Origin of the sequence: Mucilaginibacter gossypii (genome assembly GCF_900100945.1) — a bacterium.
Classification (GTDB): Bacteria; Bacteroidota; Bacteroidia; order Sphingobacteriales; family Sphingobacteriaceae; genus Mucilaginibacter; species Mucilaginibacter gossypii.
This window is the reverse complement of record NZ_FNCG01000020.1, coordinates 1-13,478: the sequence shown is the minus strand read 5'-3', so window position 1 is coordinate 13,478 and position 13,478 is coordinate 1. Positions and strand designations below refer to the sequence as shown.

Below are 13,478 nucleotides of genomic sequence, written 5' to 3'. Positions count from 1 at the left end.
AAACCGTAAACTTATATAAAAAACAGGTTTTTTTTAGCTGCAAAGTGTTTTATCAATAATAATTTTACAGGTATTACTAATTATATCCTGCGTTTTAATGTCAGTACAACTTTATCAACCCGTTTGTCATGGTACACCTCAAGCAGCAGGCTTCTATCATCCTTTGATTTGAGTATTTCATCAATATCCTGGAGGTTCATTTTTGAAACGGGTTTAAAATTTACCGATATGATCTCGTCGTCGCGCTCAAGGCCAATTTCATCGGCTGCCGAACCGGGCTCTACGCGGCTGATAACAATCTTGTCGAGGTGGTCGCCTGCGGCATAATACTCAAGGCCGCTCATGTCATGCTCAAACGGATCGTTATAGGTTGGGCCGGGTTTTAAATACATGGCACTATCCGGATAATCAAGAATAACGGTAAATCGCTTTAAGATCCCAACGCCAAGGTTTCCATCGCGCTTCACCGACAGATTGATTTGGTTATTGCTATCATCAGGAAATGAAGCTATTACTCTTTTCATCCTGAATTTACCTAAACTGAATTCGTCCATCCGGCTTATAAAGCCGTTTATTGGTCCGTTTAAGCCAATGCCGAGGTTGGCCGAAGCAATAAATTTTTGCGGAAGGCCATAGGTTTTGATATAACGTTCAATTGATACCGGGTGCCCTGCGCCAAGGTCAACAACCAGCTTTGTATTAATGGGTGCTATGCCTGGCATTATAACCCGCGCATCCACATAGGCTTTCCTGTCTTCGACAGACAGGGGGATCTTATTCGCTTTTCTGAAGGGTTTGAGGTCTTTGGGCCTGCAAACGGTAACTACGCTGTCCTGGAAACTGATCTTTACGGCCAGGTTGTTAAAAAACTCGTAGCCCAGTAACCCATGAATGGGCATGCCTGCGTAACCCGAAAGGTTAAAGAGATCTTTTTTTAATATGGCAGCCGCAACATCATAGCTAACCAGTCCCGGTATGGCAACATCTAAGGTTGAGGTTACATAAGCTTCAGAATCCTCCCCTTCGCCAAGTCCCGGGATTTTTAATGTACGTTTATTAGGAATACTGATAGAATCGGCTAATTTAGGATCGGTTATGATCATGAGACCTACGCCGGTATCCAATATAAAGTTAAAGGGCCCTTTGTTGTTGATCTTAAGTTGAATGATCATCAGGTTCCGTTCCAGTTTAAACGGGATATTCACCTTTTTTTTATGCACATCAAGATCAAAGTACTGGGCCCGGGCTGTGGTTGTAAGGCAAAATGTTAACACAAATGCCAGCCACAATGCTCCCGGATGGCGTATTTTATAATATAACTTGTGTAACAAAGTGGTTATAGTTGGTATATTAAATTTACGAGATTTATTTGTTAAAAAATTATTTTATTATGCGAAAGTCAACAATTTCATTTCTGTTAATTGTTTGTGTTTTATCCCTTTGTCGTGATATTGTTTATGCCCATTCCATAAAAAAACGAAAGGTTAAAAAGCTTTTTAAGCATTCGCAGATTGTTAATGATCACTTTACCGGTTTCGCCCTTTATGATTTGGACGAGCATAAAATGATATATGAATTAAACGCCGATAAATACTTTACCCCGGCATCCAATACCAAGCTTTTTACTTTTTACACCTGTTTGAAAATGCTTGGCGATTCTATCCCGGCATTGCGTTATCAAACCCGCGGAGATTCGCTGATATTTTGGGGTACCGGCGACCCTTCTTTCCTGCACAGCGATTTGAAAGGAGTAAATGGGCTTAACTTTTTGAAGAGTAGCAGTAAACACCTTTTTTATTCGCCCGGTAACTATACAGGTGAGTTTTTTGGTGCAGGATGGGGCTGGGACGATTACAATGATTATTATCAGGCCGAAATAACCGCCCTGCCTATTGAAGATAACGTTGCCCGGCTTTACGCAGATAATGACGGTAACATGCAGGTAAGGCCCCAATATCTAAAACGGTTTTTAAATGCCGATATTAATTATCGCCCGGCACAGTTTAAAGTTAAGCGCGATTTTATCAGCAATAACTTTGTGTACCCTGCCGGGGTGATCCCCCCAAATTATAAACAGGAAATCCCATGGAAAACAAGCCTGCAGCTTACCATGGCCCTGCTGCAGGATACACTCAAAAAGCAGGTGTCCTTATTGCAGGAACCAATGGCTGCGGATGCGCGGGTTATTTATAATACCAATGCCGATTCCGTTTACCGGCGGATGCTGCAGCCGAGCGATAATTTTATTGCCGAACAATTGCTGCTGGTGTGCTCGTCGGTAAAGTTTAATACCCTCAGTACTGATTCGGTGATCAATTACTCAAAAACACATTTTTTGAATGACTTGCCCGATGTGCCGCAATGGGTTGATGGCTCGGGATTGTCGCGGTATAATTTGTTTACCCCCAGAGACCTTGTAGCCCTGCTGCTCAAAATTCAGGACGAGGTGAAAGATGAAAACCTGTTACATAGCATGATGCCGATAGGCGGCGTAGCGGGTACAATTAAAAGCGCCTATAAAACCGATAACGGGCATCCTTTTGTTTGGGCAAAAACCGGATCGTTAAGCAACAATCATAACCAAAGCGGCTACATAGTTACCCGCAAAGGCAAACGCCTGGCTTTTGCATTCATGAACAATAATTTTACCCGGCCAACCCGCGAAGTAAGAGATGAGATGGTTAGGATAATGACGTATATACATGATAAGTTTTAATCCCTCTATAATGATCCCGAAACAAGTACGACATGAGCGGGGCTAAAACCAGGAAGAGGTTTCGTGAAAACGAAACCTCTTCCTGGTTTATATCTGTTTCCTACCCTTTGAGGGCCGGTGGATTAACCTTTTACACGCTCAACGTAAGCGCCGGTAGCGGTATCAACTTTAACTTTATCGCCAATGTTGATGAATAACGGTACACGGATCTCCGCGCCGGTTTCAACGGTGGCATTTTTCAAAGCACCGCTTGAAGTATCACCTTTAACGGCTGGCTCGGTGTAAGTGATTTCCAGCTCGGCCGAGCCCGGTATAGAACCCATGATGGGCTCGTCGCTTTCGAAGGCAACAATTACGTTCATGCCTTCTTTCAAAAATTTAACTGCCGGGCCAAATAATGCCTTTGGTACGTTATGCTGATCGTATGTAGTGTTGTCCATTACTACTAATGAATCACCTTCGTCATACAGGTATTGATAATCATTGGTTTCAACGCGGGCTATGTCAACCTCTTCATCGGTACGGAAACGGTATTCAACCAGTTTACCTGATTTAACGTTGCGCATACGGGCCTGGTAAAACGCGCGTAAGTTGCCCGGGGTACGGTGTAAAAACTCCTCAACCTGAACTAATTCGCCGTTGAAGCGAAGTACATTTCCATTTTTAACATCTGATGCCTTAGCCATAAAATAATATTGAGGCGCAAACTTAGGAATTTGATTTGAGATTTGAGACGTTAGATTTGAGATTTTCTACTCTGCAGCCACATTTAAAGGGTTATGTATAAAACAGATATGAGATATCAGACGTGAGATTTGAGCTTTTTCAATCCTTTGTACATTCACAATATCTATGAATAGATATCCGATTTGCATTGTCTCAAATCTCAAATCTAACGTCTCACATCTAACTTTTATAATCCACAATGCTTAACCTGTGATTACAGAAGCCATACTCATGCTCCTGATTGGAGCATACTATGGTAAGCCGGCCTTCGGCGAATTGTTGTACGAGGCTTAGGTACCAATCAACGCCCTGAGTATCGAGGTTGGAGGTGGGCTCATCGAGCATAAGCATGGGCGTATCTGCACAAAAAGCAAGGGCCAGCTTAAGGCGCTGTTTCATGCCCGATGAAAAGTATTTGATAAGCTTATTGGCACTTTTAGGGAGGTTAAGCAGCGCGATAACCGTTTCTTTATCTATACCCGGTTTAAAGCTTTTAAATTTAAAATGAAAGTCGACCATCTCGCTCATGGTAAACTCTTCTATCAGCTCAAGATAGGGAGCAGCCAGGCTTAAATGAGTAAAAACGGTATCTATTTCAACCGGTTTTCCTTCGTTAGCAAATTCAATTTTACCTGTAGAAGGCGAAAGGCTCCCATTTAAAACCTGCAGTAAGGTTGATTTCCCGGAACCGTTTGGGCCAAGGATAGCATATGACTCGCCGGAAGTAAAGGTATAATCCACTCCCCTGAAAATCCAGTCGCGGTTAAAGCGGCGGCCGATGTCTTTGAGGGTGATGGTCATTTTTTTAGTCGATAGTCAATAGTCCATGGTCCATAGTCGATAGTCCATAGCCGTTTTGCGTTAATGAATGCAGGGCCACGGCAATTGTTTCGGAAATCCATGGACTATCGACTATGGACCATGGACTTCCAGCCATTTAGGTATTCCCAAACCCTTTCATGATACCGCGTTGTGAGTTTTGCAGGAAGTTGATGATCTCATCGCGTTCTACACTGGGGGTAAACTCGGCCTCGATGATATCAAGCGCTTTGGTTACATTATATTTTTTGAGGAATATGATCCGGTAGATCTCCTGGATTTCGGCTATTGTAGCAGCCGAAAATCCCCTGCGGCGCAAGCCTACAGAGTTGATACCTACATATGATAGCGGTTCGCGACCAGCCTTGGTAAACGGGGGAACGTCTTTACGTACCAATGAACCGCCCGAGATCATGCTATGCGCGCCGATTTCAACAAACTGGTGCACGGCAGATGAGCCGCCGATGAAAGCGTAATCATAAACCGTAATGTGGCCTGCCAATTGCACGGCGTTGGCAACAATTACGTTATCGCCAATAACACAATCATGCGCTACGTGTACATAAGCCATCAGCAGGCAGTTGCTGCCAATGGTGGTGGTATTTTTATCAAGGGCGGTACCGCGGTTAAGGGTAACACACTCACGTATAGTGGTGTTGTCGCCAATGGTTACGGTGCTTTGCTCGCCTTTATATTTTAAATCCTGCGGCGGGGCGGATACAACCGCGCCGGGGAATATCCGGCAATTTTTACCTATGCGGGCGCCATCCATAATTACGGAGTTGGAGCCGATCCAGGTACCTTCGCCAATTTCAACATCCTTATGGATGGTAACGAATGGTTCAATTACCACGTTATCGGCAATTTTGGCCTGTGGATGGATGTATGCTAATGGCTGGATCATGCTTCAGATTCTTTTACTTTTACAATTTGAGCCATCAGTTCGGCCTCAACAACAACACGGTCGCCCACCATGCCTATACCTTTCATGGTAGCTATGCCGCGGCGGATGGGGGCAATCAGGTCGCAAATATAAATAATGGTATCGCCGGGAACTACTTTGCTTTTAAAGCGGGCGTTCTCGATTTTCAGGAACAGGGTAAGGTAGTTTTGCGGATCGGGAACCGTGTTTAACACCAGGATGCCGCCGGTTTGCACCATACCCTCAATTTGTAATACACCGGGGAAGATTGGCGCGCCGGGGAAATGGCCTTTAAAAAACTCCTCGTTAATGGTTACGTTTTTACACCCTACAACGTGGCTTTTAGTAAGCTCCAGGATCTTGTCGATCATCAGGAAAGGCTGACGGTGAGGCAGCATGCCCATAATTTCCACCGTATCAAAAACCGGTTTGGCGTTCAGGTCATAAGTTTTTACCTGCTTACGGCTTTTTTCCTTTTTGATGAGCGCTTTGATCTTTTTAGCAAAGGCAACGTTAGCCGCATGGCCTGGCCTTGCGGCCATGATGTGCCCTTTAAGCGGCACGCCAACCAGCGCCAAATCGCCTATCATATCCAACAGTTTGTGGCGTGCCGGCTCGTTTTGGTGGCGAAGTTCAATATTATTTAAAATGCCCTGCGGGGCAACATTGATATCCTTGCGGTTAAACAGCTTGGCCAGGTGATCAAGTTCTTCCTGGTCAACATCTTTATCAACAACCACGATGGCATTGTTCAGATCGCCGCCTTTAATCAGGTCATGCTTTAGCAACATTTCCAGCTCGTGCAAAAAGCAGAAGGTACGGCATGAAGCAATTTCTTTTTTAAACTCGCCAATAGTTGAGATACTGGCATGCTGGCTGCCCAGCACCTGCGAGTTATAATCGACCATACAGGTAAAACGGTAATCATCCAAAGGCATGGCAACCATTTCAACCTTACGCTCAGGTTCAGAGTAGTGAATGTTATAGGGAATATGATAGTATTCGCGGTCGGCATCCTGTTCAACCAGCCCAACTTCGGTTATTACATCAACAAACTGTATCGAGCTGCCATCCATAATGGGAGTTTCGGGGCCATCAAGATCAATCAGCAGGTTATCAACTTCAAGCCCAACCAAAGCGGCCAGCACGTGCTCAACAGTATTTACTGTAGCACCGTTCTGGCTTATAGATGTTCCGCGTGAGGTATCACTCACGTTATCAACATCGGCATCAATAATTGGCGCACCGGGAATATCAATCCTCCTGAATTTATAACCGTGGTTTTCAGGGGCGGGATTAAAGGTCATTGTAACGCTTTGTCCGGTGTGTAAGCCTGTTCCTGATACCGAAACCGGCGCTTTAATAGTTCTTTGTTTAACGTTCATATTTAAATTTACAGGCTAAGGCTATTCGCTTACCTTGCCTTTACGTAGTTCTTCAATTAATTTTTCAAGCTCGTACACCTTGCGGTCAAGCTCCGGCAGCTTTCGCAGCTTAGCGTGGGCACGAAGGTAATCTTTATATGGCATATATGGAGAGCCCCCCCATGCCTTACCTTCTTCTGTTATAGAGCCGTTTATCCCCGTCTGGGCCGAAAACTGCGATCCGTTAGCAATATTGAGGTGACCGGCAAAACCAACCTGGCCGCCAATTACAACCCTTTCGCCAATTTTGGTACTGCCCGAAATGCCCGACTGTGCTGCAATTACAGTATGCGCACCAATTTCCACATTGTGGGCTATCTGGATCAGGTTGTCAATTTTCGCGCCTTTGCGCACTGTGGTCGAACCCATGGTTGCCCTGTCGATAGTAGTATTTGAACCCACTTCAACGTCGTCTTCCAATATTACGTTACCAATCTGTGCAATTTTGGTGTAAGTACCATCGGGGTTAGGGGCAAAGCCAAAGCCATCACTGCCTATTACCGCTCCTGAATGCACTATCACATTGTTGCCAATAACGCAATCAAAGTAAACTGTAGCCCCTGCAAACAGTGTTACATTATTGCCAAGGGTTGCATTATCGCCAACATTAACGTTTGGATAGATCTTACAATTATCGCCGATGCTTGCATTTTGGCCGATATAGGCAAACGCGCCGATATAAACGCCCGCCCCTACCTGTGCTGTGGGATGGATAAAGCTTGGCTGTTCAATTCCTTTTTTATCAAGCCTGAAAGTGTTGTACTTGTCAAGCAGGACAGTGAACGCGCTGTAAGCGTTTTCAACCCTGATCAGTGTAGCTTTTACGGGCTCCGTTAACTGCTGATCATTATTAACAATAACAATGGAGGCGTTGGTAGTATACAGAAACTGCTCATACTTAGGGTTGGCCAAAAAAGAAAGGCTGCCGGCTCCGGCTTCCTCTATCTTGGCAAGCTGGCTAACAGTTGCCGAAGGATCGCCTTCTACAGTTCCGTTGAGCAGTAAACTTATATCATGAGCGGTAAATTGCATCGGGCAAATTTAAATGTTAAAATTGAAGCAACAAATTATTAATGAGTTATGAACACGCGTTAAAAAGTTTTGACTGTCAACGCGTTTTATTTTTCACCATTTCTTCATTTGTCGCAGATGTATATCGGTTTCGTTTTGCTATTTGTTAAAATCCAAAGTACGACGCCATTGTTTTATCGCTCTCTTAAATAGGGGCGTTGCCTGCGGCCGGGCTTTCCGTTCCAAGTCCTCGCTTGCCCAACCCGTAATTCCAACCCTCACTGCGGGCTTTACACTACAATTCCTAACGCGGCCAGTGCACATTTCCGGCATTTATCCACAATGCCTTTTTATGTAGAGACGCATAATTGCGTCTCCTTTAGGACAGATCGCTTTGCCAATCTCGAACTGCCGTAACCTGCATGCGGGAGACGCAATTATGCGTCTCTACAGTGAAAACCGCCTGTTAATTCAACAACTCCTTATTATAACACAGGATATATTTTTTCACCGTTTTGGCCAAAGCTACCAGGTTTGAGTTGTCGCTGGCGGCGGCAATATCCTTTACCTCGCCATTCTTCATTAATATACCAATGTTGCCATCGTTTTGGTTATAAGCGTTGTTGCGGATAGATGTGGTAAACACAAAGTAGGCCGCAGCATCTTCATAACTAACGCCATACTTTTCCATCGCCTTTTGGCGGAGGCTTTCAACAAAAGCTTCATCGGGGCATTCATTGGTAATATCAACCCTGAAAAGGTTACGCTGCACCAGGTTTTTGCAAAGATGAGAAAGTACCAGGTCGGGATGATATGCCCACACTTTTACCGATGCCATAATATCGGTATCATCCAAACATGCAAAAGTTTCCAGGTGATGGTCCTCGTTCATGAAAGCATCCCGGCTGATGCGGTTCTTTAAAAAATGCAGCAGGGCCGGAGTAGCAAATAGTTCCTTACCCTGCGAAATCAGTTCGCGGCCGCGCCTGAAGATCTTGGTTAACACCTCCTCGCCCGCTATCACTGTTTTATGCAGGTAAACCTGCCAGTACATCAGACGGCGGGCAATCAAAAATTTCTCTATCGAGTAAATGCCTTTTTCGTCAACAACCACATGATCGTCTTTAACATTGAGCATCTTAATGATGCGCTCGGAACTGATCACCCCTTCGGATACACCGGTGAAGAAACTGTCGCGATTAAGGTAATCCAGCCTGTCCATATCCAGCTGACTGGATACCAGTTGATGTAAAAACTTACGCGGATAGGTATCATTAAAAATATCAATGGCCATGGTAAGCTTACCCTCAAACCGGGCATTAAGCTTATTCATCAGCATTGATGAAATATCTTCATGGGCAATGCCATCAATAATGGTATTTTCCAAAGCGTGAGAAAATGGGCCGTGGCCAATATCATGCAATAATATGGCAATGGTAACCGCTTCTTCCTCTTCGGCAGAGATCTGGTGGCCTTTGCTTCGCAATGTTTCAAGCGCGGTATCCATCAGGTACATGGAGCCCAAAGCATGATGAAAACGGGTGTGCAGTGCGCCGGGATAAACCAGGTGCGTCATGCCCAGTTGCTTGATATAGCGTAACCGCTGAAAGTACGGATGGGATATGAGGTCAAAGATCAGTTCGGTTGGGATACTGATAAAACCGTAAACCGGGTCGTTAATTATTTTCTTTTTATTCAATGCTGCTTATGTAAGTGCAAAAATGTAAAACAAAGGTAAAATAAGCGCGACAGGTTTGTTAAATTTTGTTAATACCTTTACTGAATAACAACAAAAGCATCTATTTGGGGTTTACTGTCTGAATCAGAATTCATAGAATTTTAGGATTCACAGAATTTAATGGTAAAAAATTGATATTTGAAAAGCATTTAACCTTATACCGGATCATTCTGAAAGTTTTTAAATTCTGAAAATTCTGATTCAGAAATTTAATATACATATTATGCAAGACACCACCATTTTATGGGCCGATGACGAAATTGACCTGCTAAGACCACATATACTTTTCCTGGGCGAAAAGGGCTATAAAGTAACCACTGTTACCAATGGCTACGACGCCGTCGACTCTTTTAAGAACAATTATTTCGACCTGGTTTTCCTGGATGAGAACATGCCCGGCCTTACCGGCCTGGAAACTCTGCAGCAGATCAAGAACATCAACAATGATGTGCCCATTGTGCTGATCACCAAAAATGAGGAAGAGTACCTGATGGAAGATGCCATCGGTTCAAAAATAGACGACTACCTGATTAAGCCGGTACACCCTAAGCAAATCCTGCTTACTATAAAAAAACTGACCGAAAACAAACGCCTCGTTACCGAAAAAACCACCATGGCCTACCAGATGGATTTCCGTACACTGGGCATGACCCTTAACGAAAACCTGAGCCACCAGGAATGGGTTGACGTTTACAAGAAACTGATCTACTGGGAGCTTGAGCTGGAAAAGCTGGAAGATGCCGGCATGCACGAGATCCTGACGCTGCAAAAGGCAGAAGCAAATATGCAGTTTTGCAAGTTTGTGGAGCGCAACTACCTTAACTGGATCAAAAACCCGGACCTGGCGCCAATCTCATCGCCGCAGTTATTTAAAAAGAAGGTATTCCCTAAGCTGGATGGCAAAGGGCCTTTGTTTTTTATATTGATAGATAACCTGCGGTATGATCAGTTTAAGATCATTAACCCAATTATTTCCGAATATTTCAGACTGGAGGAAGAGGACACTTATTATAGTATCCTGCCAACAGCTACGCAATACGCCCGTAATTCCATTTTTTCGGGGCTGATGCCTTTGGATATGGAGCGCCGCTATCCATCTATGTGGCAAAACGACGAGGATGAAGGCGGCAAGAACTTGTACGAAGCCGAGTTTTTAGCCGACCACCTGAAACGTGTGCTGCGAAAGGATTGCAAACACTCATACCATAAGATCCTGAATATTGACGAAGGCCGCGCGCTGAATGAGTCGGTGAATAACCTCATGAACAACGAGCTTAACGTGGTGGTATATAACTTTGTGGATATGCTTTCGCATGCCCGTACAGATATGCAGATGATCCGCGAGCTGGCAAGTGATGATGCTGCTTACCGTTCATTAACCCTGTCGTGGTTTGAGCACTCCCCGTTGTTCGACCTGCTGAAATATCTCGCACAAAAACAGGTACGTGTTATCATTACTACCGATCATGGTACCATCCGCGTAAAAAACCCGAGCAAAATTGTGGGCGACAGGAACACTAACACCAACCTGCGCTATAAACAAGGCAAAAACCTTAACTATAATGCCAAGGAGGTTTTCCATATCCGCAACCCGCATGATGCCATGCTGCCAAGGCTGCACATTAGCTCAAGCTTTGTTTTTGCCAAGGAAGACAGCTATTTCGTATACCCGAACAACTACAACCACTTTGTGAATTTCTATAATGAAACTTTCCAGCACGGAGGGATCTCGTTAGAGGAAATGATAGTACCGGTGGTTACTTACGGGCCTAAGTAAACCCATTAATGTCATTGCGAGCGTAGCGCGGCAATCGCGTAGCTATACAGGGCGTATATGCTTCCGTGCGATTGCCGCGCTACGCTCGCAATGACATTTTTTTAATATTTCTTAAAGTCTCCCCTTCAGGGGAGATTTAGAGGGGCTTAAAACTCCAATTCCAGCAATACCGGGCAATGATCGGAGTGCTTGGCCTCCGGCAATATGGCCGCGCGGCGGATCTTATCTTCAAGCGGGGTGCTGGCCATGGCGTAATCAATACGCCAGCCTAAGTTTTTACCGCGTGATCCGGCGCGGAAGCTCCACCAGGTATAATTATGCGGTTCTTTGTTCAGGTGGCGGAAGGTATCTATAAATCCGCCTTCAATAAAGTTCTCCATCCATTCACGTTCCTCCGGTAAAAAGCCCGATGAGTTGGCGTTTGATTTTGGATTGTGAATATCAATAGGGCGGTGACAAATGTTATAGTCGCCGCAAACCACCAGGTTAGGGCGCTCCACTTTAAGCAGGGTAAGGTACTTGCCAAACTCATCTAAAAAACGGTATTTAAAAACCTGCCGGTCGTCACCGCTTGAACCCGATGGAAAATAAACGCTCATCACCGAAACCTCATCAAAGTCAACTCGGATGCAGCGCCCTTCACGATCAAAGTCAGGAATACCACAGCCGTACTCAATATGCTTGGGCAATATTTTGGTAAAAATGGCTGTTCCGCTGTAGCCTTTCTTTTCGGCCGGGAACCAGTAGTGCTGATAGCCCATCTGATCTACCAAACCCAGATCAGTCAATACATCTGGCGTGGCTTTAATCTCCTGCAAACAAACAACATCGGCGTCAGTAGCTTGCAGCCAGGCCAGCCAACCCTTGTTTATTGCCGAACGGATACCATTAACGTTATATGTAAGTATTTTCATTTGAGATTTCGGATGTTCGATTTCGGAATTAACTGCGATTTAAAATCACGAAATTACAACAAAATTGTCATTTCGATAGAGCAGAGACGGGGTCTTAGCGACGGGGCGAAAGAGAAACCTTATACGCCCAGTATAGTTTAATTTGCATGGCGTATAAGATTTCTCCCTTCGGTCGAAAAGACAACTTTTTATTTTTTTGCGGGAAAAAGAATAGCATCCAACTGCCTGCATTCCTTTTTGCTTAGCAACTCAACCGTCATAGGCACATCAGCATTGGGACGATCATTGGCATCCTTTTTTACGGCAGCAATCCTATCAACTATATCAATCCCTGAAACAACCTCGCCAAAAACGGTATAATTTTGATCAAGGTGTGGCGAACCGCCGACTGATTTATACCATTCCCGCTGCCATGCCGGGATCTTGCGGCCTTTAAGCCGGGTATTTTCCAGTGTATCCAGTTTGCCGTCGGTAAAGCGTTTGCCTTCCACAATATAAAACTGGCAGCCGCTCGACTCTTTTTTGGGATTATCATCACGGGCGGCAGCAAGTACGCCGCGTTTATGAAACAAGCTGTCGCGAAATTCGGCCGGGAGGGTATAACCCACATCGCCATTGCCCAGTTCAGCGCCGGGTTTTGCTTTTACCGGGTCTTTTGAATCCGGGTCGCCGCCCTGGATCATGAAATTCTGGATCACGCGGTGAAACAGCGTACCATTATAAAATCCCTTTTTGGTTAGTTTGATAAAGTTATCGCGGTGCAAAGGCGTTTCATTATACAGGCGAAGGATACAATCGCCATAAACCGTATGGATACGCACATACTGATTTTTAGGCGGCCCGGCAAACGCGGCTGTAAAGGTTAATAAAAGAATGCTTAGGGTAAAAAGTTTCTTCATGTATGGCCGTTGATTGTTTTCGATTTCGCTGATTGCGTTGATTTTTTTATTGATGAAGATAGATTATTTGTTCCGAATCTTCTAATTCCCTCCTCGGGATCAATTAAAGGGGTAAAAAGCTGGGAAATGTGCGATTCCCCTCTTGAGAGGGGGCGGAGGGGTGTGTTTATGCTTTGATAAGCCAATCGCAGAAACACACCCCTGCTATCGCTCTTCCCTCCGCGCCCCCTCTCAAGAGTAATAGCCCATCAAGAGGCAGTAGCCATTTTGTTAATTAAAAAGTTAAACACCTGGTTATTGCCTCTATTGTTATATTTAAATGTGAACTCATTCAGGTATGATTGCAAATGTCTGAGCGATACTTTATGGTATTGACCATATATCCCCCGTTTTAACAATGTCCAAAAGCCCTCAATCGTATTGGTGTGATACTCTCCCCGGGCATACTCTTCTTTTTCCTTGTTTAATACCTGATGTTCACGGAATATTTTATTTAAACCGGCATATCCACCAAAGCCGTCCGTTACAATAG

General features: G+C 44.6%; 12 protein-coding genes. 2 read left to right on the top strand and 10 right to left on the bottom strand.

All coding sequences use genetic code 11. The annotated features are described in order from the left end of the window. Positions 1-80: 80 nt before the first annotated feature. Positions 81-1,331, bottom strand: coding sequence for an aspartyl protease family protein (locus BLS28_RS26195; RefSeq protein WP_091174751.1), 1,251 nt, complete (start codon positions 1,329-1,331; stop codon positions 81-83). A 59-nt stretch (positions 1,332-1,390) separates the two neighbouring features. Between BLS28_RS26195 and BLS28_RS26190 the strand changes: the two genes are divergently transcribed. Next, positions 1,391-2,716, top strand: coding sequence for a D-alanyl-D-alanine carboxypeptidase/D-alanyl-D-alanine-endopeptidase (locus BLS28_RS26190; RefSeq protein ID WP_091174747.1), 1,326 nt, complete (start codon positions 1,391-1,393; stop codon positions 2,714-2,716). Between the two features lie 122 nt (positions 2,717-2,838). Here BLS28_RS26190 and efp read toward each other — a convergent pair whose 3' ends face one another. The 6 genes from efp to BLS28_RS26160 form a co-directional block, all read right to left on the bottom strand. Further along, positions 2,839-3,402, bottom strand: coding sequence for an elongation factor P (efp, locus tag BLS28_RS26185; protein WP_090532660.1), 564 nt, complete (start codon positions 3,400-3,402; stop codon positions 2,839-2,841). Between the two features lie 220 nt (positions 3,403-3,622). Next, positions 3,623-4,243, bottom strand: a complete 621-nt coding sequence (locus tag BLS28_RS26180) for an ABC transporter ATP-binding protein (RefSeq protein ID WP_091174743.1) — start codon at positions 4,241-4,243, stop codon at positions 3,623-3,625. A 136-nt stretch (positions 4,244-4,379) separates the two neighbouring features. Beyond that, positions 4,380-5,165 carry an acyl-ACP--UDP-N-acetylglucosamine O-acyltransferase gene (gene lpxA / locus BLS28_RS26175; RefSeq protein WP_090532656.1) on the bottom strand — a complete coding sequence of 262 codons (786 nt, stop codon included), beginning with the start codon at positions 5,163-5,165 and terminating at the stop codon, positions 4,380-4,382. After that, positions 5,162-6,568 (bottom strand): bifunctional UDP-3-O-[3-hydroxymyristoyl] N-acetylglucosamine deacetylase/3-hydroxyacyl-ACP dehydratase, encoded by a 1,407-nt coding sequence (locus tag BLS28_RS26170; RefSeq protein WP_091174740.1) that lies wholly within the window; start codon positions 6,566-6,568, stop codon positions 5,162-5,164. The genes lpxA and BLS28_RS26170 overlap by 4 nt, the downstream gene beginning before the upstream one ends. A 21-nt stretch (positions 6,569-6,589) precedes the next feature. Beyond that, positions 6,590-7,639, bottom strand: coding sequence for a UDP-3-O-(3-hydroxymyristoyl)glucosamine N-acyltransferase (lpxD, locus tag BLS28_RS26165; RefSeq protein WP_091174738.1), 1,050 nt, complete (start codon positions 7,637-7,639; stop codon positions 6,590-6,592). Between the two features lie 445 nt (positions 7,640-8,084). Continuing rightward, positions 8,085-9,317: an HD domain-containing protein gene (locus BLS28_RS26160; protein ID WP_091174736.1), complete on the bottom strand. Its 1,233-nt coding sequence runs from the start codon at positions 9,315-9,317 to the stop codon at positions 8,085-8,087. 262 nt (positions 9,318-9,579) lie between these two features. Here BLS28_RS26160 and porX point away from each other — a divergent pair, with 262 nt between their 5' ends. Continuing rightward, on the top strand, positions 9,580-11,133 hold the full coding sequence (gene porX, locus BLS28_RS26155) for a T9SS response regulator signal transducer PorX (protein ID WP_091174733.1): 1,554 nt from the start codon (positions 9,580-9,582) through the stop codon (positions 11,131-11,133). Between the two features lie 146 nt (positions 11,134-11,279). Here the strand turns inward: porX and BLS28_RS26150 are convergent, their stop codons facing one another. From BLS28_RS26150 to BLS28_RS26140, 3 genes are all read right to left on the bottom strand, one after another. Beyond that, entirely contained in the window at positions 11,280-12,047 is a 768-nt protein-coding gene (locus tag BLS28_RS26150) for an exodeoxyribonuclease III (protein ID WP_091174730.1), read from the bottom strand. 188 nt (positions 12,048-12,235) lie between these two features. Continuing rightward, positions 12,236-12,946: a peptidylprolyl isomerase gene (locus tag BLS28_RS26145; RefSeq protein WP_091174728.1), complete on the bottom strand. Its 711-nt coding sequence runs from the start codon at positions 12,944-12,946 to the stop codon at positions 12,236-12,238. Positions 12,947-13,194: 248 nt separating this feature from the next. Next, positions 13,195-13,478: IS1595 family transposase (locus tag BLS28_RS26140; RefSeq protein ID WP_143020703.1), on the bottom strand; the 284-nt coding region annotated here is incomplete at its 5' end.